Origin of the sequence: Streptomyces sp. NPDC048277, assembly GCF_040652235.1 — a bacterium.
Lineage (GTDB): Bacteria > Actinomycetota > Actinomycetes > Streptomycetales > Streptomycetaceae > Streptomyces.
In genome coordinates this window covers 59,383-77,041 of the sequence record NZ_JBEZLQ010000029.1, presented here as the reverse complement: position 1 = coordinate 77,041, position 17,659 = coordinate 59,383, and the positions used below count along the sequence as shown (strand labels likewise).

Here is a 17,659-nt window from a genome sequence, read left to right as displayed (position 1 = left end):
GGTGTCGGGGGAGAGACCCCGACGCGATCCGACGAAAGGCGGCCCGTCATGGTCACTCACGTTCCCGCGGAAGAGCAGGGCGACGAGCGCGGAGCACTGCTCTCCTTCATCGAGGAACAGCGCGGCGGTATCCGCCGGGCGCTGCTCGGCCTGACGGACGAGCAGGCGGCGACCAAGCCCAGCGCGAGCGAGCTGTCCCTGTCCGGCCTGCTCAAGCATGCCGCCGAGGTCGAGCAGAGCTGGATCGCCCGCGCCAGGCAGGAACCGCCGGCCATCGAGCGCGACCAGTCGAACTGGCACGAGACCTTCCAGCTGGTCGGCGACGAGACGGTGGCCTCCCAACTCGCCTACTGGGAGCAGGTCGCCGCCGAGACGGAGAAGTTCGTCCGCTCCGTCCCCAGCCTCGACGACACCTTCCCGCTCCCGGAGGCCCCCTGGTTCCCGAAGGGCAGCGTCTCCATGCGCTGGGTCTGCCTCCACCTGATCCGCGAGACCGCCCGGCACGCGGGCCACGCCGACATCATCCGCGAGTCCCTGGACGGCAGGACGGCCTTCGAGCTGGTGGACCTGGAGCGGACCGCCTCCTAGCCGCTCCTCGGCCACTGCTAGTGGTGGAAGCCCGTCGCCGCCTCCTTGTCCCTGGTCAGCGGATGCGGCTGGCGGCGCAGTTCGGGCAGCAGCCGGGTCAGGTCCTCGATGAACAGCTCGGCCAGGTCCTTCGAGAAGCCGTTGCGGCACACCACCCGCAGCACGGACAGGTCCTCCCGGTTCGCCGGGAAGGTGTACGCCGGCACCAGCCAGCCGTTCTCGCGCAGCCGCCGGGAGACGTCGAAGACGTCGTACGACGTCACGTGGTCGGCGGTGGTGAAGGCGAACACGGGCAGCTCGTCGCCCCTGGTCAGCAGCCGGAAGTCGCCGAGCGCCGCGATGCGTTCGGCGAGCTCGGTGGCCACGTCCCGCGAGCACTGCTGCACCGCGCGGTAGCCGTCCCGGCCGAGGCGCAGGAAGGTGTAGTACTGCGCGACCACCTGGGCGCCGGGGCGGGAGAAGTTGAGGGCGAAGGTGGGCATGTCGCCGCCCAGGTAGTTGACCCGGAAGACGAGCTCCTCGGGCAGCGCCTCCTTGTCCCGCCACAGCGCCCAGCCGACGCCCGGGTAGACCAGGCCGTACTTGTGCCCCGAGGTGTTGATCGAGGACACGCGCGGGAGGCGGAAGTCCCACACCAGGTCCTCGTCGAGGAAGGGCGCGATCATCCCGCCCGAGGCGCCGTCCACATGGACCGGGACATCGATGCCGGTGCGCTCCTGGAGCGCGTCCAGGGCGGCGCAGAGGTCGGCGATCGGCTCGTACGACCCGTCGAAGGTGGAGCCGAGGATGCCGACGACCCCGATGGTGTTCTCGTCGCACAGGTCGGCGGCGGCCTGCGGGTCCAGGTGGTAGCGGTCGCCCTCCATGGGGACGTACCGGGCCTCCACCTCCCAGAAGTTGCAGAACTTCTCCCAGCAGACCTGGACGTTGATGCCCATGATCAGGTTCGGGCGCGCGCTGCCCGGATAGCGGTCGGCGTTGCGCTGTGCCCAGCGGCGCTTCAGCGCCATCCCGGCCAGCATGCAGGCCTCGCTGGAGCCGGTCGTCGAACAGCCGATGGCGGCGGCCGGGTCCGGCGCGTTCCACAGGTCGGCGAGCATCACCACACAGCGCCGCTCCAGCTCGGCGGTGCGCGGGTACTCGTCCTTGTCGATCATGTTCTTGTCCGTGCACTCGGACATCAGGAGCCCGGCCTGCGGCTCCATCCAGGTGGTGACGAAGGTGGCCAGATTCAGCCGGGCGTTGCCGTCCAGCATCAGCTCGTCATGGACCAGCTGGTACGCGGTCGAGGGCGGCAGCGGGGTGTCCGGCAGCCGGTGCGTGGGCGGGGCCTCGGCCATGCCGCCGACCGGATTCGCCTCACCGAAGAACGGGTTGACGGACATCGGTCGTTCGCGGTGCTTCTCGGAACCTTTGTGGAGCGGCATGAAGGGTGCCTCCTGGGAGATGTCACAAGGGTCAGCGCAGGGCCGTACCGTCCGCCCGCAACTGCATCTTCGGCCGACCGGTCACCAGCAGCCAGGCCGGGAGCGACGCGACGCACATCAGGGCGAGGATCACCGGCGAGGCCACGAGCGCCGCGGCCGTGAACAGGCTCACCCAGCCCTGGCGGGTGACGGCCAACAGCATGCCCAGTACACCCGCCGCCACGCCCACCGAGGGCTGGACGGCGGGCACCAGGGCGTGGGCGCACAGCCCGAGGGCGGCGCCGATGAAAACCGAGGGAAAGATCCGGCCACCGCGGAAACCGCAGGCGGCGGCCACCAGCAGCGCGGCCAGTTTGACGACCGTCATCACGGCGTACTGCCCGGCCGTCCAGCCCTCCGGGTCCTTCGCCAGCTCCGCGACCTCGTCCAGCCCCTTGAAGAGCGTCAGTTGGCCGCCGAGCGCCCCCAGCAGGCCGAGGACGACCCCGCCGGCCGGAAGGGCCAGCATGGGGTGCCCGAGGTGCCGGAAGGCGCCGTGGACGTACGGGAAGGCGAGGACCGCGCACATGCCCAGCAGCGCGGCCACGGGGGCGATCACCAGGGCCGCCAGCAGATCGGGCCAGCGTGTCGACGTGAGCACGGGCAGCCCCAGGTCGAGGGTCGGACGGGCCACCAGGGCGGTCGTCATCGAGCCCGCGGCGGCGGCCGTCAGCGGACCGAAGAGGTTGTCCCACAGCGCCCCCTTCAGGGGTTTCCCGGCCAGCGCCTCGGAGATCACCAGGGCCGCCGCCACCGGCGTGCCGAACAGCGCGCCGAGCGTCGCCGCGTCGGCCAGCGCCGGCCACAGCGAGCCCGGCAGCCGCGGCATCGCGCGGCGCCCCAGCCACAGCGCGAGCCCGACGTTGACGGCGATGAGAGGGTTCTCCGGACCGAGGCTCGGCCCGCCCGCCAGCATCAGCACGGTCGCCAGCACCAGCCCCGGCAGCACGGCCGGCGGCAGCGCCACCGCCTCCAGGCCCAGGGTGGCCGGATCGGGCCCCGCGTGCCCGGGCACCTTCCACACCACCAGGCCCACCGCGATCCCGGTGGCCGTCAGCATGACCAGCATCCACAGCACCGAGTACCGCCCGATGCCCAGCGCGTCCGGCAGGTCGTTCCACAGCACGTGCTGCAGCCGCTCGGCCAGCGAGCTCACCAGCACGAACAGCAGGCTGCTGCCGACGCCGACGACGAGGGAGGGCAGGATCAGCGGCAGCAGGGCACGCGCGGGGGCCGCGGGCGGGGTGGGGAGCGCCTGCTGCGCGGTGTCCTGGGCCACGGGCTCACCATAAGCGGGCACAACCGACACAACATCCCGAAGTATTCCGAGCGGAACGGGCTTGCACCTCACGTGGCGGGAGGACCCAGGGTGGAGCGCGGAAAGGAGCGGAAGTGAGCTACACCAGCTATTCCGTAGGACAGGTCGCCGGATTCGCCGGCGTGACCGTGCGCACCCTGCACCACTACGACGAGATCGGCCTGCTGGTCCCGGGCGAACGCAGCACCGCGGGGCACCGGCGCTACGGCGACGCCGACCTCGACCGGCTCCAGCGGATCCTGTTCTACCGGGAGCTCGGCTTCCCGCTCGACGAGGTCGCGGCCCTGCTCGACGACCCGGAGGCGGACCCGCGCGCACACCTGCGCCGTCAGCACGAGCTGCTGACCGCCCGGATCGAGAAGCTGCAGAAGATGGCCGAGGCCGTGGAGCACGCCATGGAGGCACGCAGAATGGGCATCAACCTCACGCCCGAGGAACGCTTCGAGGTCTTCGGCGACAAGGACCCGGACCGGTACGCCGAGGAGGCGGAGCAGCGCTGGGGCGGCACCGAGGCCTACGCCGAGTCGCAGCGCCGCGCGGCCCGCTACAGCAAGGCCGACTGGCAGCGCATGAAGGCCGAGGTCGACGACTGGAGCGGACGTTACGCCGCCCTGGTGGCCGAGGCCGAGCCGCCGACCGGCGAACGGGCCATGGACCTGGCCGAGGAACACCGCCGGCACATCACGACATGGTTCTACGACTGCCCGTACGACATGCACCGCTGCCTCGGGGAGATGTACGTCGCCGACGAGCGCTTCAAGGCGTTCTACGACTCGATGGCACCGGGACTGGCCGAGCACCTGAAGGAGGCGATCGACGCGAACGCCGCGCGGCACACCGCGTGACCGCTCCTTCGTGACTACTCCTTGTCGAGGATGACGGCCGTGCCGTACGCGCACACCTCGGTCCCCGCGTCCGCCGCCTCGGTCACGTCGAACCGGAAGGCCAGCACGGCATTGGCACCACGCGCGCGTGCCTGCTCCACCAGCCGCTCCATGGCCTGGTTGCGGGTCTGCACGAGCGTTTTCGTCAGCCCCTTCAGCTCACCGCCGATCATCGACTTCAGGCCCGCGCCGATCTGACTGCCCAGGTGCCGGGAGCGCACGGTCAGCCCGAAGACCTCGCCGATGACCTCCCGCACCCGGTACCCGGGAACGTCGTTCGTGGTGACGACCAGCACATCGGACTGGGGTGCCTGGCCGCCGCCGTACTCTTCGATACCCATGTCCACAGGCTTTCCCCAGGCCGGGCACAGTGCATCCTGGATCCACCGGTGGAACCTGGGGCGGACACATTGCGTTGATAGTTTTGTGCGCCCGCACAAGGAACCCGTAGTGCCCTCACCCCTCAGGAGCCCGGAACCGTGACGACCGGAACCGCGATGACGCTCGCCCTCGGCCCGAGCTGGATGGATCCGAACACCCTGCTCGACCAGTTCGGCATCTGGGGCCTGCTCCTGGTCGTCTTCGCCGAGTCCGGCCTCCTGATCGGCTTCTTCCTCCCGGGCGACTCGCTGCTGTTCACCTGCGGCCTGCTGATCACCACGAACCAGCTGGACTTCCCGCTGGCGGGCGCCGTCGCCCTGATCTGCGTCGCCGCGGTCCTCGGCGACCAGGCGGGCTACATGTTCGGCAAGAAGGTCGGTCCGACGCTCTTCAACCGCCCGGACTCCCGCCTCTTCAAGCAGGAGAACGTCGCCAAGGCGCACGAGTTCTTCGAGAAGCACGGCCCGAAGTCCCTGATCCTGGCCCGCTTCGTGCCCGTGATCCGCACGTTCACGCCGATCATCGCCGGCGTCAGCGGCATGAAGTACCGCTCGTTCCTGACGTTCAACGTCATCGGCGGTGTCCTCTGGGGCGCCGGCGTCACCCTGCTCGGCTCCTGGCTCGGCAAGATCGACTTCGTCAAGAACAACATCGAGGCGATCCTGATCCTGATCGTCTTCGTCTCGGTGATCCCGATCGTCATCGAGTTCCTGCGGGCCCGCTCGAAGAACAAGAAGGCGGCGGCGGAGGAACCGGTTCAGCAGCAGTACCCGACGCACCCGGCGCCCCCGGTGATGGACGACGCGACGACACAACTGCGCAGGATCGAGCCGGCGTACGAGCAGCAGCAGTACACCCAGCAGCCCCAGCCGCAGCAGCAGTACGGCGGTTACAGCAATGGGCAGCAGCAGCCCTACTACGACCAGAACGGCTACTACGGCCAGCAGTACCCGTACAACGAGGAACAGCAGTACCGCCCCTAAGGGGCGCGAGGAACTGCGCGACAAGCCACAACGCACCCGCACCCGCCGTCCCGGCCGAGGCCTCTGCCCAGGGGGCGCTCAGAACCCCCTGGTCCGCTTCGCAGCCCTCCGCTTCCCCGCCGACCCCACCCGCAGGGTCAACCGGGAGATCTCCGACCCCAGATTGACCCCGATGGCGATCGCCATGGCCAGGGACGCCGCCTTGGCCAGCGACACCAGACCCTTGTCGACCTCGTTCTGAGCCATCGACAACAGCCCGAAGTACGTCGCCGACCCGGGCAGCAGCGGCCCGATCGCCGCCGTCGTGTACGGCAGCGCGGAAGCGAACCGGTACCGGGACAGCAGCTGCCCGAACAAGCCCACCAGGCCCGCCGCGACGGCCGTGGAGGCCACCGGTGAGATACCCCCCGCGTAGTGCATCGCACCGTAGACCGACCACGCCACACCTCCGTTGAGGGTCACGGCCAGCACGGTGGATCGTTCCTGCTGCAGCAGTACCGCGAAGGTCAGCGACAGCACCATCGACGCGCCGATCTGCAGCAGCGGCCGCTCGGAGACGCCGAGCGCCACGTCTGGATTGAGCCGCCCGCCGAACTTCACGCCGAAGTACAGGATCGTCAGCACTCCGATGACGATGCCGACGAAGAAGTACATGACCTCGAGCAGCCGCGCGGACGCGGTGATGTAGAAGCCGGTCAGCCCGTCCTGGACGCCCGCGACGAGCGCCCGCCCGGGCAGCAGCGCGAACAGTCCGCCGGTGACGACCGCGGACGCGGCGACATCGACGTGGGCGAGCGCGAACCCGACCCCCATCGCGGCCGGCGGCATCGCGGCGATCATGAACTGGTAGAACTCCGGCAGTCCCCGCCCCGCGCACAGCCACGCCAGCCGGTCGCCGAGCATCGCGCCGACCGCGGCCGCCACGAACACCAGGAAGTCACCGCCGACCAGCACGGAGGCGGCCCCGGCGAGCAGCCCGCTCGCGGCGGTCAGCGCCCAGCCGGGGTAGGGGTGCCGGTTGCGGCGGATCTCCGCGAGCCGCCGGTAGGCCTCCTCCAGGGAGACATGGGTCTCGGGGTCGGTGAGATCGTCCACGAGCCGGAAGACGGCCGCGAGGCGCGTGTAGTCGGTCCCGCGCCGCCGTACCGTGCGGGACGCGGTCACGGGGTCGTCGACGAGCGACGGCTGGTAGGAGATCGCCAGCAGTGTGAAGGTGACGTTCGGCTCGCACCGGTCGAGGCCGTAGGACCGGCAGACCGCGAACATCGCGGCCTCCACGTCCTCCGCGCCCTCGCCGCCCGCCAGCAGCAACTCTCCGATACGCAGGGTCAGGTCGAGCACGCGCGGGACGGCGGGACCGCCCTCCTCCGCCTTCTGCACCGGCTCCGGTGCGGGCCGCTCGGCCACCGGCATGCGCAGCATCGTGCGCATCCGGTCCTGCCAGGGCGCGTCCTTGACCAGGCTGACCGTGGGGAACCCCGAGGCGGGGGTGAAGGCCGACGGGGCTTCTTGGGCGCTGTAGGTGCTCGGCGTGCTGAACGCCGATCCCTCCGGCTCGCCGCCGGCCGGCGGCGGCGCCTGGAGGCCGTCCGGCACGGCGAACTCGGACGTCGTCTCCGGCTCGGCGGCGGCCTCGGGGACCGCGATGCCCGCCGGGACGGCGAACTCGGACGTGATCTCCGGGTCGTAGCGTGCCTCGTCCGACCGGGGCTTGCGGTCCTCCGCCTCCGTCACCGTCGTAACGCTCCCTGAACGACTTCCTTACGTAAGCCTCAGTATGCGCATGGCCGCGCGGCGGACACGAAAAACGGGCCCCACGCGTGCGTGCGGCCCGTTTCCCGGTTACGTCCTGCCGGGCTGGTCTCAGTGACCGCCCTGCTCCTTGAAGCGCTTGTACGACCGCTCGATCTCGACCTCGGCGTCGGTGCGGCCGACCCAGTTGGCGCCCTCGACGGACTTGCCGGGCTCCAGGTCCTTGTAGACCTCGAAGAAGTGCTGGATCTCCAGGCGGTCGAACTCCGACACGTGGTGGATGTCGCGCAGGTGCTCCACGCGCGGGTCCGTCGCCGGAACGCACAGCAGCTTGTCGTCGCCGCCGGCCTCGTCGGTCATCCGGAACATGCCGATCGCGCGGCACTTGATGAGACAGCCCGGGAAGGTGGGCTCGTCCAGGATGACCAGCGCGTCCAGCGGGTCGCCGTCCTCGCCGAGGGTGTTCTCGACGAAGCCGTAGTCGGTCGGGTAGGCGGTCGAGGTGAAGAGACGACGGTCCAGGCGGATCCGACCGGTCTCGTGGTCCACCTCGTACTTGTTCCGCGAACCCTTCGGGATCTCGATCGTGACGTCGAACTCCACCGGTGGCTCCTCCATGATCAACACATAGTTCTGGTGGTTAAGTGTCCCTCACGCAGGTGTGTGATCGCGAAAGGGGCTGGTGGTCGTGCCAGAGCTGAGGCCTTGGCAGGCCGCGAAACCGCGTGTGCGGGAGATCGCGGGTGCCGTGCGACCCCGTCTGGCCCGCCTGGCGACCGCTGTGAAACCGCAGGTCACGCGGTTGAGTCGGGCGGTGGGACCGCAGCTCGCACGCGTCACGCGCGCGACGGGACCCCGGCTGGTCACCCTGGTGCGCCCCTCTCGTGTCCCCCGTCCTCGGACCCTCAGGACCTGGCAGTACACCGCGGGCGCCGCCACGGCGGGGCTCGCGCTGGCCGCCGGTGTGGTGACCGCGGCGGGCCCCTGGGACGCCAACGGTCAGCGTACGGCCGAGCGGGACCGGGCAGCCGCCCTGGAACGGACGGGTGGTGCAGATCACGGCTCCGGTGCGGACTCCGTCACAGCCGACGGCGAGCCCAGCCCCGCCCCCAGCGCCGGATCCGTCCTGACGGGCCTGGGCGCCGCCGTGAACACCGTGAAGTCGGCCCCCGCCGGAAAGCCCGCAGGGATCTCCGCAACGGCCCTCACGGACGCCCTGGGGCCCCTTCTGGACGTTCCGGCGCTCGGCGGCACCCACGCCGGTGTCGTGGTCGACGTGGCCACCGGCAAGCGCCTCTACGGCACCGGCGCCGACACGGCCCTCACCCCCGCCTCCACCACCAAGATCGCCACCGCCGTCGCCGCCCTCTCCGCCCTCGGCCCCGACCACCGCTTCACCACGCGCGTGGCCCTGGAACCCGGCACCAGGGAGGTCGTCCTGATCGGCGCCGGCGACCCCACCCTGACCGCCCGCAAGGACGCGCAGGGCTGGGCCAGTCTGCGCACCCTCGCCACCGCGACCGCCAAGTCGCTGACCGCGCGGGGCGTCAAACAGATCACGCTCTCGTACGACACCACGCTCTACACCGGCCCCGACCTGCACCCCATCGGCGTCAACGACAACCTCGCGCGCGTGAGCCCCCTCATGGCCGACGAGGGCCGCACCGACGACTCCAGCAACGGCCCGGCGGCCCGGGTGAGCGACCCGGCGGCCGACGCGGCGGCGAAGTTCGCCCGCTTCCTGGCGGACGCCGGCATCAAGACCTCGTCCCCCGGCACCTCCAAGGCGAGCAGCCGGGCCGCCACGCTCGCCACCGTCTCCTCGCCGCCGCTGTCCTCGATCGTCGAACGCATGCTGACCAACAGCGACAACGACATCGCCGAGGCCCTGGCCCGCCAGACGGCACTGGCGAGCGGCCGCCCGGGGAGCTTCGACGGGGGAGCGGCCGCGATCGGCGCCCGGCTGGCCGGGCTGGGCCTGCCGATGACCGGCGCCTCCTTCCACGACGGCAGCGGCCTCAACCGCGACGACCGGCTCACGGCGAACCTCCTCACCGCCCTCCTCGTCAAGGCCGCCGACACGGACCGGCCGGGCCTGCGCCCGGTCCTCACCGGCCTCCCCGTGGCCGGCTTCACGGGCACCCTGACCAGCCGTTACACGGACGGCGCGGCAGGCGTCGTACGCGCGAAGACCGGCACCCTGACCGGCGTCAACACCCTGGCGGGCACGGTCGTCGACAAGGACGGCCGCCTGCTGGCCTTCGCCTTCCTCGCGTCGGACACGACGAGCCCGGAGGAGGCCCAGGAGGCACTGGACCGGACGGCCACCGCGCTGGCGGGGCTGTAACCCGCGGTACGGCACCGGGCGCGGCCCGAGCGGCGCCCGGTCCTGCCGACGCGAGCACCCCCGACCCCGCTCCACGACACACGTCACGCGAACCCCACCAACCTCCACGGCCTGCCCGAAGGGACACCGCTCACGTACGGTTGACGCATGACGAGCATCGGTGGCGCTGCTTCTTCTGGGATGGTCGACTGGAATCTCGCGGTGGCGACCGCGACGCGGCTCGTGCGGCCGGGCCCCGAGGTGAGCCGTGACGAGGCCCGGGTCATCGTCGCGGAGCTGCGGCGGCACGCGAAGGCCTCGGAGGAGCACGTCCGGGCCTTCACCCGGATGGGGACCGGCGACATCCACGACACCCCCGTCCTGGTGGTGGACCGCCCCGGCTGGGTGAAGGCCAACGTCGCCGGGTTCCGCGAACTCCTCAAGCCGCTGCTCGACAAGATGCAGGAGCGGCGGGCCGGCACCCCGGGCGGCGCAGTCCTCGGCGCGGTCGGCGGCAAGGTCACCGGCGTGGAACTCGGCATGCTGCTGTCGTTCCTGTCCTCCCGGGTCCTCGGCCAGTACGAGACCTTCGCCCCCGCCTCCCGCGACCTCCCGGCGGACGCGAACGGCGGCGGCCGACTGCTGCTCGTCGCCCCGAACATCGTCCACGTGGAGCGCGAACTCGACGTACAGCCGCACGACTTCCGGCTGTGGGTGTGCCTGCACGAGGAGACGCACCGCACCCAGTTCTCGGCGGTGCCCTGGCTGCGCGCCCACCTGGAGGGCGAGATCCAGTCGTTCCTGCAGGAGACCGACGTCGACCCGATGACCGTCCTCGAACGCATCCGCGACGCCGCCCAGTCCCTCGCCGGAGGCCGCCCCGAGGCCGAGGAGGACGACGGCGGACGGTCGTTCGTCGAACTGGTGCAGACCCCCGCCCAGCGCGAGATCCTCGGCCGGCTCACCGCCGTCATGTCCCTCCTGGAGGGCCACGCCGACTTCGTCATGGACGGCGTGGGGCCCGCGGTCGTACCGACCGTCGCCGAGATCCGCGAGAAGTTCCAGCAGCGCCGTGCCAAGGGCGCCTCCCGGCTGGACATGACCCTGCGCAAGCTGCTCGGCCTGGACGCCAAACTCCGCCAGTACCGGGACGGCGAACGCTTTGTGCGGGCCGTCGTCGACCAGGTCGGCATGGACGGCTTCAACCGGGTGTGGACCTCCCCGAACACCCTGCCGACCAAGGCGGAGATCGCCAAACCGGCGGACTGGGTCGCGCGGGTGCACCGCAAGGCCGAGTCGTGAACCGGTCGAACTGTGGTGGAACGTAATCCGGTATACGGCAGGAGAACGCCCCTCCAATCACCCGTCCGAGGGACCGTGAGGGATGGGTAGGCGTGCAATGCTCGGGGAACGGCCCGTTTCTGTCACCATCTACACACTCTGAGTGACCGATCTCGGGCTCACCCCCCGAAAACTTCATGAAGGGAACCGGACATGGGTCCCCATCCTGCGGTCGCGGCGATACGCCTGGCGGTCCGCCGCGCCCTGCACGACATCCTGACCGACCACAGCCGTCACAGCCGCACCACCGGTGGACGCGCTTTCGGGCACGCCGGTGCACGTCTCGTGCGCCCCGTCGGAGACATCCCGGAGCAGACACCGAACGAGCGGACCCCCTCCCCGCTCGTGCTCGTGGCGTGCTCCGGCGGCGCCGACTCCATGGCGCTCGCCTCCGCCCTCGCCTTCGAAGCCCCCAAGCTCGGCGTCCGCGCGGGCGGCATCACCGTCGACCACGGCCTGCAGCCCGGTTCCGGCCTGCGCGCCGAGGAGGTCGTCCTGCGGCTGCGCGACCTGGGCCTCGATCCGGTCGAGTCGATCACCGTGACCGTCGGCCGCGACGGCGGACCCGAGGCGGCCGCCCGCGACGCCCGCTACGCCGCCCTGGACGCCGCCCTCGAACGGCACGGCGGCACCGCGATCCTGCTCGGCCACACCAGGGACGACCAGGCCGAAACCGTCCTGCTCGGCCTCGCCCGCGGCTCCGGCATCCGCTCCCTGTCCGGAATGGCCGCGGTCTCGGGGGCCGGCGGCCGTTACCGCCGCCCCTTCCTCCAGCTGGACCGGCAGACCGCCCGCAAGGCCTGCATGGTCCAGGCCCTGCCCGTTTGGGACGATCCTCACAACGCGGACCCGGCCTACACCCGCTCGCGGCTCCGCCACGAGGGCCTGCCCGCCCTGGAGAAAGCCCTGGGCAAGGGCGTCGTCGAGGCCCTCGCCCGCACCGCCCAACTCTCCCGCGACGACGCCGACGCCCTCGACACCTGGGCCAGCCAAGCGGAGGCCTCCGTACGGGACGCCGCGGGCCTGCTGGAGTGCGCCAAGCTCTACGCCCTGCCGCCCGCCGTACGCCGCCGGATCCTGCGCCGCGCCGCCATCGAGGCGGGCGCGCCGGCCGGTTCCCTGTTCGCCCGGCACATCGAGGAAGTCGACCGGCTGATCACCGGCTGGCGCGGTCAGGGAGCCATCAATCTCCCCGGCAAAGTCGTCGCCCAGCGGCAGGGTGGCAGACTGGTGATTCGGCAAGGCTGAATCCCGACCTCCCGGAGGGCTCCTCCGAAGGGGTGGGTAGGCCGGTGGGACGACCGACCGAAAGTGATGCGGGTGGACGCGAAAGACATGGGTGCCGACCTCCAGGCGGTGCTCATCACCAAGGAAGAGATCGACGCGAAGCTGGTCGAGCTGGCCGCGAAGATCGACGCGGAGTACGCGGGCAAGGACCTGCTCATCGTCGGCGTCCTCAAGGGCGCCGTGATGGTCATGGCGGACCTCGCCCGGGCGCTGTCCACCCCCGTCACCATGGACTGGATGGCCGTGTCCTCCTACGGCGCGGGCACCCAGTCCTCCGGTGTGGTGCGGATCCTCAAGGACCTCGACACCGACATCAAGGGCAAGCACGTCCTGATCGTCGAGGACATCATCGACTCCGGCCTGACCCTGTCCTGGCTGATCAACAACCTCGGCTCCCGCGAGCCCGAGTCCCTGAAGATCTGCACCCTGCTGCGCAAGCCCGACGCGGCCAAGGTGGCCATCGACGTCGAGTGGGTCGGCTTCGACATCCCCAACGAGTTCGTCGTCGGCTACGGCCTCGACTACGCCGAGAAGTACCGCAATCTCCCGTTCGTCGGTACGCTCGCGCCTCACGTCTACGGCGGCTGACCCCCCGGCTGATACGCCGGAGGGTCCACTTACGTAAGACGATCGGGAACCCCAGCGGGTTTCGCGCCGTTGGAGCATGCAGAGACGGGATTGCCAGCCGTCCGAGCCGCTCCGTGCGGCTTTGGGTAACAAAGCTGGGGTACCGTCAGAAGAACTGTCTTATCAAACTCACTATGGCAGGAGGGACGGGGCGACACCGCTCCGTATGGATGGACGTGAAGCGATACTTCCGTGGGCCGGTCATGTGGATCGTGCTGGCCGTCCTTGCCGTGGTCGTGTTGATGCAGGTCGTCGGCTCGTCCGGCGGCTACAAGACGGTGGACACCGGCCAGGTCGTGGCGGCGATCAACGACAACAGGGTGGCATCGGCGAAGCTGACCACCGGTGACGAGCAGACCATCAAGGTCACGCTCAAGAACGGCGAGAAGGTCGACGGCAGCTCGAAGATCCAGGCGAGCTACATCGGCGACCAGGGCGTGACCATCGCCAACACGCTGCAGACCAAGTACCAGGACAAGCAGATCCCCGACGGTTACACCGTCTCGCCGACCAAGCAGAACGCTTTCGTCGGTGTCCTGCTCTCCCTGCTCCCCTTCGTCCTCATCGTGGTCGTCTTCCTGTTCCTGATGAATCAGATGCAGGGCGGCGGCTCCCGGGTCATGAACTTCGGCAAGTCCAAGGCGAAGCTCATCACCAAGGACACCCCGAAGACGACCTTCGCGGACGTCGCGGGCTGTGACGAGGCCGTCGAGGAGCTCCACGAGATCAAGGAGTTCCTCCAGGAGCCGGCGAAGTTCCAGGCCGTCGGCGCCAAGATCCCCAAGGGCGTGCTCCTCTACGGCCGTCCCGGTACCGGCAAGACGCTCCTCGCGCGTGCCGTGGCCGGCGAGGCCGGGGTGCCGTTCTACTCGATCTCGGGTTCCGACTTCGTCGAGATGTTCGTCGGTGTCGGTGCCTCCCGTGTCCGCGACCTCTTCGAGCAGGCCAAGGCGAACGCCCCGGCGATCGTCTTCGTCGACGAGATCGACGCGGTCGGCCGCCACCGCGGCGCCGGCCTCGGCGGCGGTCACGACGAGCGCGAGCAGACCCTGAACCAGCTGCTCGTCGAGATGGACGGCTTCGACGTCAAGGGCGGCGTGATCCTGATCGCCGCGACGAACCGGCCCGACATCCTCGACCCGGCGCTGCTGCGCCCCGGCCGCTTCGACCGCCAGATCGCGGTCGACCCGCCGGACCTGCAGGGCCGTCTGGAGATCCTCAAGGTCCACCAGAAGGGCAAGCCGGTCGCGCCCGACGTCGACCTCGCGGCGGTCGCCCGCCGCACGCCGGGCTTCACCGGCGCGGACCTGTCGAACGTGCTGAACGAGGCGGCGCTGCTCACGGCCCGCAGCGACCGCAAGCTCATCGACAACCAGATGCTCGACGAGGCGATCGACCGTGTGGTCGCGGGCCCGCAGAAGCGGACCCGGATCATGTCGGACAAGGAGAAGAAGATCACCGCGTACCACGAGGGCGGACACGCCCTGGTCGCGGCGGCCTCCCCGAACTCCGACCCGGTCCACAAGATCACGATCCTGTCCCGTGGGCGTGCCCTCGGCTACACGATGGTCCTGCCGGACGAGGACAAGTACTCGACCACGCGCAACGAGATGCTCGACCAGCTCGCCTACATGCTGGGCGGCCGCGCGGCCGAGGAACTGGTCTTCCACGACCCGACCACCGGTGCCGCCAACGACATCGAGAAGGCCACCACCACGGCCCGCGCGATGGTCACGCAGTACGGCATGACCGAGCGTCTCGGCGCGATCAAGTTCGGTGGCGACAACACCGAGCCCTTCCTCGGACGTGAGATGTCTCACCAGCGCGACTACTCGGAAGAGGTCGCCGCCCTGGTGGACGAGGAAGTAAAGAAACTCATCGAGAACGCTCATAACGAAGCCTGGGAGATCCTGGTCGAGAACCGCGACGTCCTCGACAACCTGGTGCTCCAGCTCCTGGAGAAGGAGACCCTGGGCAAGGAGGAGATCGCCGAGATCTTCGCGGCGATCCACAAGCGGCCCGCGCGGCCCGCGTGGACCGGTTCCTCCCGCCGTACGCCGTCCACCCGCCCGCCGGTGCTCTCCCCGAAGGAGCTCGCACTGACCAACGGGGCGAACGGCTCGACGCCGGCGATCAGCACCGTGAAGTCCACGGCGGCCGAGTCCGCCCCGGCGGTCGAGAAGGCCCCGGAGGACCGTCCGGAGAGCTGACCACACCGGCCTCACCGGGCCCGGAATGGATGCCGCGCCCCCCAGGATCTAGCCTGGGGGGCGCGGCATTTCGGTATGCCCGCAGATGAGGCGTGTGGCCCACATGCGCCCACCCCAAGGAACGAGGCACCCCAGATGACCGACCCCGTGACCCTGGACGGAGAGGGCACCATCGGCGAGTTCGACGAGAAACGCGCCGAGAACGCCGTACGCGAACTGCTGATCGCGGTCGGCGAGGACCCGGACCGCGAGGGGCTCCGGGAGACTCCGGCGCGGGTGGCACGGGCGTATCGCGAGCTGTTGGCCGGGAACTACCAGGAACCCGAAGAGGTCCTGACGACGACCTTCGACCTCGGCCATGACGAGATGGTCCTGGTCAAGGACATCGAGATCGTGTCCTTGTGTGAGCATCACATGCTGCCGTTCCACGGCGTGGCCCACGTCGGCTACATCCCGGCGGAGACCGGCAAGATCACCGGTCTCTCGAAGCTCGCCCGCCTGGTCGAGGTGTTCGCTCGGCGTCTGCAGGTGCAGGAACGACTCACCACGCAGATCGCGGACTCGCTGATGCGGATCCTCGAAGCCCGGGGTGTGATCGTCGTGGTCGAGGCCGAGCACATGTGCATGTCGGTGCGCGGGATCCGCAAGCCGGGCGCCAAGACGACGACGTCGGCGGTGCGCGGCCAGCTCAGGGACGCCACGACGCGTGCCGAGGCGATGAGCCTGATACTGGCGCGCTGACGCCCCAGGGGGCTCAGGCGACCGGTTCGGCCCCGCTGTGGTTGTGGTCGTCGTCCTCCGGGAGCTTGCACACCCGCTCCAGGAACATCGCCGCCGCTATGACGCCGATGCCGGCCAGGACCGAGAAGGCGGCGTACAGGGCCTGGTCGCGGCGGGTGGGGATGTCGAGGAGCTCCAGGAGGAAGACGCCCGTGCCGCCGTACATGCCGGCGACCAGGGCCGCGACCAGGGCGCTGGCCTGGCCGAAGACCACGGCGCGGGCGGCCATCAGCGGGTCGACGCCCTTGGCGCCGGGGCGGCGCTCGCGCTGGGCCTTGAGGCGGGCGCGCAGCGAGAGCGCCGTGGAGAGCAGGACCACGGCGATCAGAGCCAGCACGATCGGGGCGGCCACCGGGACATTGGGCAGGGTCCCCACCGAGTTCCACAGGCGGGCGGCCGCCCAGGACAGCACCCCGGCCACGACGAACACGCCGGCCAGCACCCTGATCCGCAGCTCTTTCACTGTGTTCCTTCAGCTCCCCCGCAGCGATGTGGTCGTGTCGACCTTAACGACTACTCGGGCAGTCGGAGTTCCAGGTCCGCACGCGCTTGCACACCGTGCCGCGTGACCAGTGCCAGCAGTTCCGCCACCGCGCCGCGGCCGGGCAGCTGGGCCTCGGGGTCGACGTCGTACCAGGGCGCGAGCACGAAGGCGCGCTCGTGGGCCCGCGGGTGCGGGAGGGTGAGCTGCGGGTCGTGGGAGATGACGTCGGCGTACGCGACGATGTCGACGTCGAGGGTGCGCGGGCCCCAGTGCTCGTCCCGCACCCGGTTGAACGCCTCCTCGACCGCGTGCGCCCGCTCCAGCAGGGAGGACGGCGGGAGGGTGGTCTTCAGCACCACGACCGCGTTGTAGTACGTCGGCTGGCTGCCGGGCTCGACGCCCCACGGCTCCGTCTCGTACACCGGCGACACGGCCTTGATGCGGACGCCGGGGGTGTCCTCCAGGGCGTCGATGGCGCCCTGGAGGGTCTCCAGGCGGTTGCCGAGGTTGGAGCCGAGGGCGACCACGGCGCGTTTGGGGTTGGACAGGGTGGTGTCGGCGGCGTCGACCTGCTCGACGACGGAGGCGGGCACCGGCTGTACGGTCGGGTCGCTGGGACCCCGCGTGAAGGAAGCGGTCATACTCGGCTCCGGGTGATGGTGACGGTGACGTCGTCGAAGGGGACGGTGATGGGCGCGTCGGGCTTGTGGACGCGGACCTCGACCTCTTGTACCCCCTCGTGCTTCAGGCAGGCCTGGGCGATCCGCTCGGCGAGCGTCTCGATCAGGTTCACCGGCTCCCCCTCGACCACGGCCACGACCTCCTCGGCCACGACGCCGTAGTGCACGGTCTTCGCGAGGTCGTCGTCGGCCGCCGCGGGCCGGGTGTCCAGGCCGAGGACGAGGTCCACGATGAAGGTCTGGCCCTCCTCGCGCTCCTTGGGGAAGACACCGTGGTGCCCGCGGGCCTTGAGGCCGCGCAGCGCGACACGATCCACGCGAATCACTCCTGCAATCGTCGGTAACGGCGGGGTCGCACCGCGTGCGGGCGATGGACCGGCCTCAGACGAATCTACCTGCGGGCACTGACAGAGCCGGGTCACGAGGCGCGGGCCCTCGCCGGGGTCGACAGGGTTCATCGCGCGTTTCCCCTGGAGAACCCGGCAGCTTCATGGGCTGGTAGCCGGACCTACCCGCCAGTTCGTGATTCCAACCACTTCTTGCTCCGCGAGG

17 protein-coding genes are annotated in these 17,659 nt (G+C 70.3%); 9 read left to right on the top strand and 8 right to left on the bottom strand.

Translation table 11 applies throughout. From position 1 onward, the window contains the following. The first annotated feature begins 48 nt into the window (after nt 1-48). On the top strand, nt 49-588 hold the full coding sequence (locus AB0D85_RS42550; RefSeq protein WP_362333311.1) for a DinB family protein: 540 nt from the start codon (nt 49-51) through the stop codon (nt 586-588). A 17-nt stretch (nt 589-605) separates the two neighbouring features. On the opposite strand, the gene AB0D85_RS42545 is transcribed toward AB0D85_RS42550, so the two are convergent. Both AB0D85_RS42545 and AB0D85_RS42540 read right to left on the bottom strand, forming a co-directional pair. Beyond that, nucleotides 606-2,015, bottom strand: a complete 1,410-nt coding sequence (locus tag AB0D85_RS42545; RefSeq protein WP_362333308.1) for a glutamate decarboxylase — start codon at nt 2,013-2,015, stop codon at nt 606-608. Nucleotides 2,016-2,046: 31 nt separating this feature from the next. Beyond that, entirely contained in the window at nt 2,047-3,333 is a 1,287-nt protein-coding gene (locus tag AB0D85_RS42540; protein WP_362333305.1) for an ion channel protein, read from the bottom strand. A gap of 113 nt (nt 3,334-3,446) precedes the next feature. Here AB0D85_RS42540 and AB0D85_RS42535 point away from each other — a divergent pair, with 113 nt between their 5' ends. Then, nucleotides 3,447-4,217 (top strand): MerR family transcriptional regulator, encoded by a 771-nt coding sequence (locus AB0D85_RS42535; RefSeq protein WP_362333302.1) that lies wholly within the window; start codon nt 3,447-3,449, stop codon nt 4,215-4,217. Between the two features lie 14 nt (nt 4,218-4,231). On the opposite strand, the gene AB0D85_RS42530 is transcribed toward AB0D85_RS42535, so the two are convergent. After that, nucleotides 4,232-4,597, bottom strand: coding sequence for a YbjQ family protein (locus AB0D85_RS42530; RefSeq protein ID WP_362333299.1), 366 nt, complete (start codon nt 4,595-4,597; stop codon nt 4,232-4,234). 156 nt (nt 4,598-4,753) lie between these two features. On the opposite strand from AB0D85_RS42530, the gene AB0D85_RS42525 reads away from it, so the two are divergent. Next, nucleotides 4,754-5,620, top strand: coding sequence for a VTT domain-containing protein (locus AB0D85_RS42525; protein ID WP_362333464.1), 867 nt, complete (start codon nt 4,754-4,756; stop codon nt 5,618-5,620). Between the two features lie 78 nt (nt 5,621-5,698). Here the strand turns inward: AB0D85_RS42525 and AB0D85_RS42520 are convergent, their stop codons facing one another. Together AB0D85_RS42520 and AB0D85_RS42515 are read right to left on the bottom strand one after the other, a co-directional pair. Beyond that, nucleotides 5,699-7,354, bottom strand: a complete 1,656-nt coding sequence (locus tag AB0D85_RS42520; RefSeq protein ID WP_362333296.1) for a threonine/serine exporter family protein — start codon at nt 7,352-7,354, stop codon at nt 5,699-5,701. Between the two features lie 129 nt (nt 7,355-7,483). Then, nucleotides 7,484-7,975, bottom strand: a complete 492-nt coding sequence (locus AB0D85_RS42515; protein WP_046730908.1) for an inorganic diphosphatase — start codon at nt 7,973-7,975, stop codon at nt 7,484-7,486. 79 nt (nt 7,976-8,054) lie between these two features. Here AB0D85_RS42515 and dacB point away from each other — a divergent pair, with 79 nt between their 5' ends. The 6 genes from dacB (at nt 8,055) to folE (ending at nt 15,904) form a co-directional block, all read left to right on the top strand. Next, the gene (gene dacB / locus AB0D85_RS42510) at nt 8,055-9,719 is read left to right on the top strand and encodes a D-alanyl-D-alanine carboxypeptidase/D-alanyl-D-alanine-endopeptidase (protein ID WP_362333292.1); all 1,665 of its coding nucleotides are present in this window, start codon (nt 8,055-8,057) and stop codon (nt 9,717-9,719) included. Between the two features lie 147 nt (nt 9,720-9,866). Continuing rightward, the gene (locus AB0D85_RS42505; RefSeq protein WP_362333289.1) at nt 9,867-11,000 is read left to right on the top strand and encodes a zinc-dependent metalloprotease; all 1,134 of its coding nucleotides are present in this window, start codon (nt 9,867-9,869) and stop codon (nt 10,998-11,000) included. Nucleotides 11,001-11,192: 192 nt separating this feature from the next. Continuing rightward, nucleotides 11,193-12,287, top strand: coding sequence for a tRNA lysidine(34) synthetase TilS (gene tilS, locus AB0D85_RS42500; RefSeq protein WP_362333286.1), 1,095 nt, complete (start codon nt 11,193-11,195; stop codon nt 12,285-12,287). A gap of 66 nt (nt 12,288-12,353) precedes the next feature. Then, the gene (hpt, locus tag AB0D85_RS42495; protein ID WP_362333461.1) at nt 12,354-12,914 is read left to right on the top strand and encodes a hypoxanthine phosphoribosyltransferase; all 561 of its coding nucleotides are present in this window, start codon (nt 12,354-12,356) and stop codon (nt 12,912-12,914) included. 209 nt (nt 12,915-13,123) lie between these two features. Then, nucleotides 13,124-15,163: an ATP-dependent zinc metalloprotease FtsH gene (gene ftsH / locus AB0D85_RS42490; RefSeq protein WP_362333283.1), complete on the top strand. Its 2,040-nt coding sequence runs from the start codon at nt 13,124-13,126 to the stop codon at nt 15,161-15,163. Between the two features lie 135 nt (nt 15,164-15,298). Next, nucleotides 15,299-15,904: a GTP cyclohydrolase I FolE gene (folE, locus tag AB0D85_RS42485; RefSeq protein ID WP_362333280.1), complete on the top strand. Its 606-nt coding sequence runs from the start codon at nt 15,299-15,301 to the stop codon at nt 15,902-15,904. 13 nt (nt 15,905-15,917) lie between these two features. On the opposite strand, the gene AB0D85_RS42480 is transcribed toward folE, so the two are convergent. The 3 genes from AB0D85_RS42480 to folB are packed head-to-tail and all read right to left on the bottom strand — an operon-like array spanning nt 15,918 to nt 17,424. After that, nucleotides 15,918-16,406, bottom strand: coding sequence for a DUF3180 domain-containing protein (locus AB0D85_RS42480; RefSeq protein ID WP_362333277.1), 489 nt, complete (start codon nt 16,404-16,406; stop codon nt 15,918-15,920). 50 nt (nt 16,407-16,456) lie between these two features. Next, nucleotides 16,457-17,068, bottom strand: coding sequence for a 2-amino-4-hydroxy-6-hydroxymethyldihydropteridine diphosphokinase (gene folK / locus AB0D85_RS42475; protein WP_362333275.1), 612 nt, complete (start codon nt 17,066-17,068; stop codon nt 16,457-16,459). Next, on the bottom strand, nt 17,065-17,424 hold the full coding sequence (gene folB, locus AB0D85_RS42470; RefSeq protein ID WP_362333272.1) for a dihydroneopterin aldolase: 360 nt from the start codon (nt 17,422-17,424) through the stop codon (nt 17,065-17,067). Before folB ends, folK begins: the two co-directional genes overlap by 4 nt. Nucleotides 17,425-17,659 lie beyond the last annotated feature (235 nt).

Excerpts from the sequence above, each read along its gene's own strand:
- AB0D85_RS42550 (WP_362333311.1), top strand. The coding sequence starts at position 49 with ATGGTCACTCACGTTCCCGCGGAAGAGCAGGGCGACGAGCGCGGAGCA.
- AB0D85_RS42545 (WP_362333308.1), bottom strand. The coding sequence starts at position 2,015 with ATGCCGCTCCACAAAGGTTCCGAGAAGCACCGCGAACGACCGATGTCC.
- AB0D85_RS42530 (WP_362333299.1), bottom strand. The coding sequence starts at position 4,597 with ATGGGTATCGAAGAGTACGGCGGCGGCCAGGCACCCCAGTCCGATGTG.
- AB0D85_RS42525 (WP_362333464.1), top strand. The coding sequence starts at position 4,754 with ATGACGCTCGCCCTCGGCCCGAGCTGGATGGATCCGAACACCCTGCTC.
- AB0D85_RS42505 (WP_362333289.1), top strand. The coding sequence starts at position 9,867 with ATGACGAGCATCGGTGGCGCTGCTTCTTCTGGGATGGTCGACTGGAAT.
- tilS (WP_362333286.1), top strand. The coding sequence starts at position 11,193 with ATGGGTCCCCATCCTGCGGTCGCGGCGATACGCCTGGCGGTCCGCCGC.
- hpt (WP_362333461.1), top strand. The coding sequence starts at position 12,354 with ATGCGGGTGGACGCGAAAGACATGGGTGCCGACCTCCAGGCGGTGCTC.
- ftsH (WP_362333283.1), top strand. The coding sequence starts at position 13,124 with ATGGACGTGAAGCGATACTTCCGTGGGCCGGTCATGTGGATCGTGCTG.
- folE (WP_362333280.1), top strand. The coding sequence starts at position 15,299 with ATGACCGACCCCGTGACCCTGGACGGAGAGGGCACCATCGGCGAGTTC.
- folK (WP_362333275.1), bottom strand. The coding sequence starts at position 17,068 with ATGACCGCTTCCTTCACGCGGGGTCCCAGCGACCCGACCGTACAGCCG.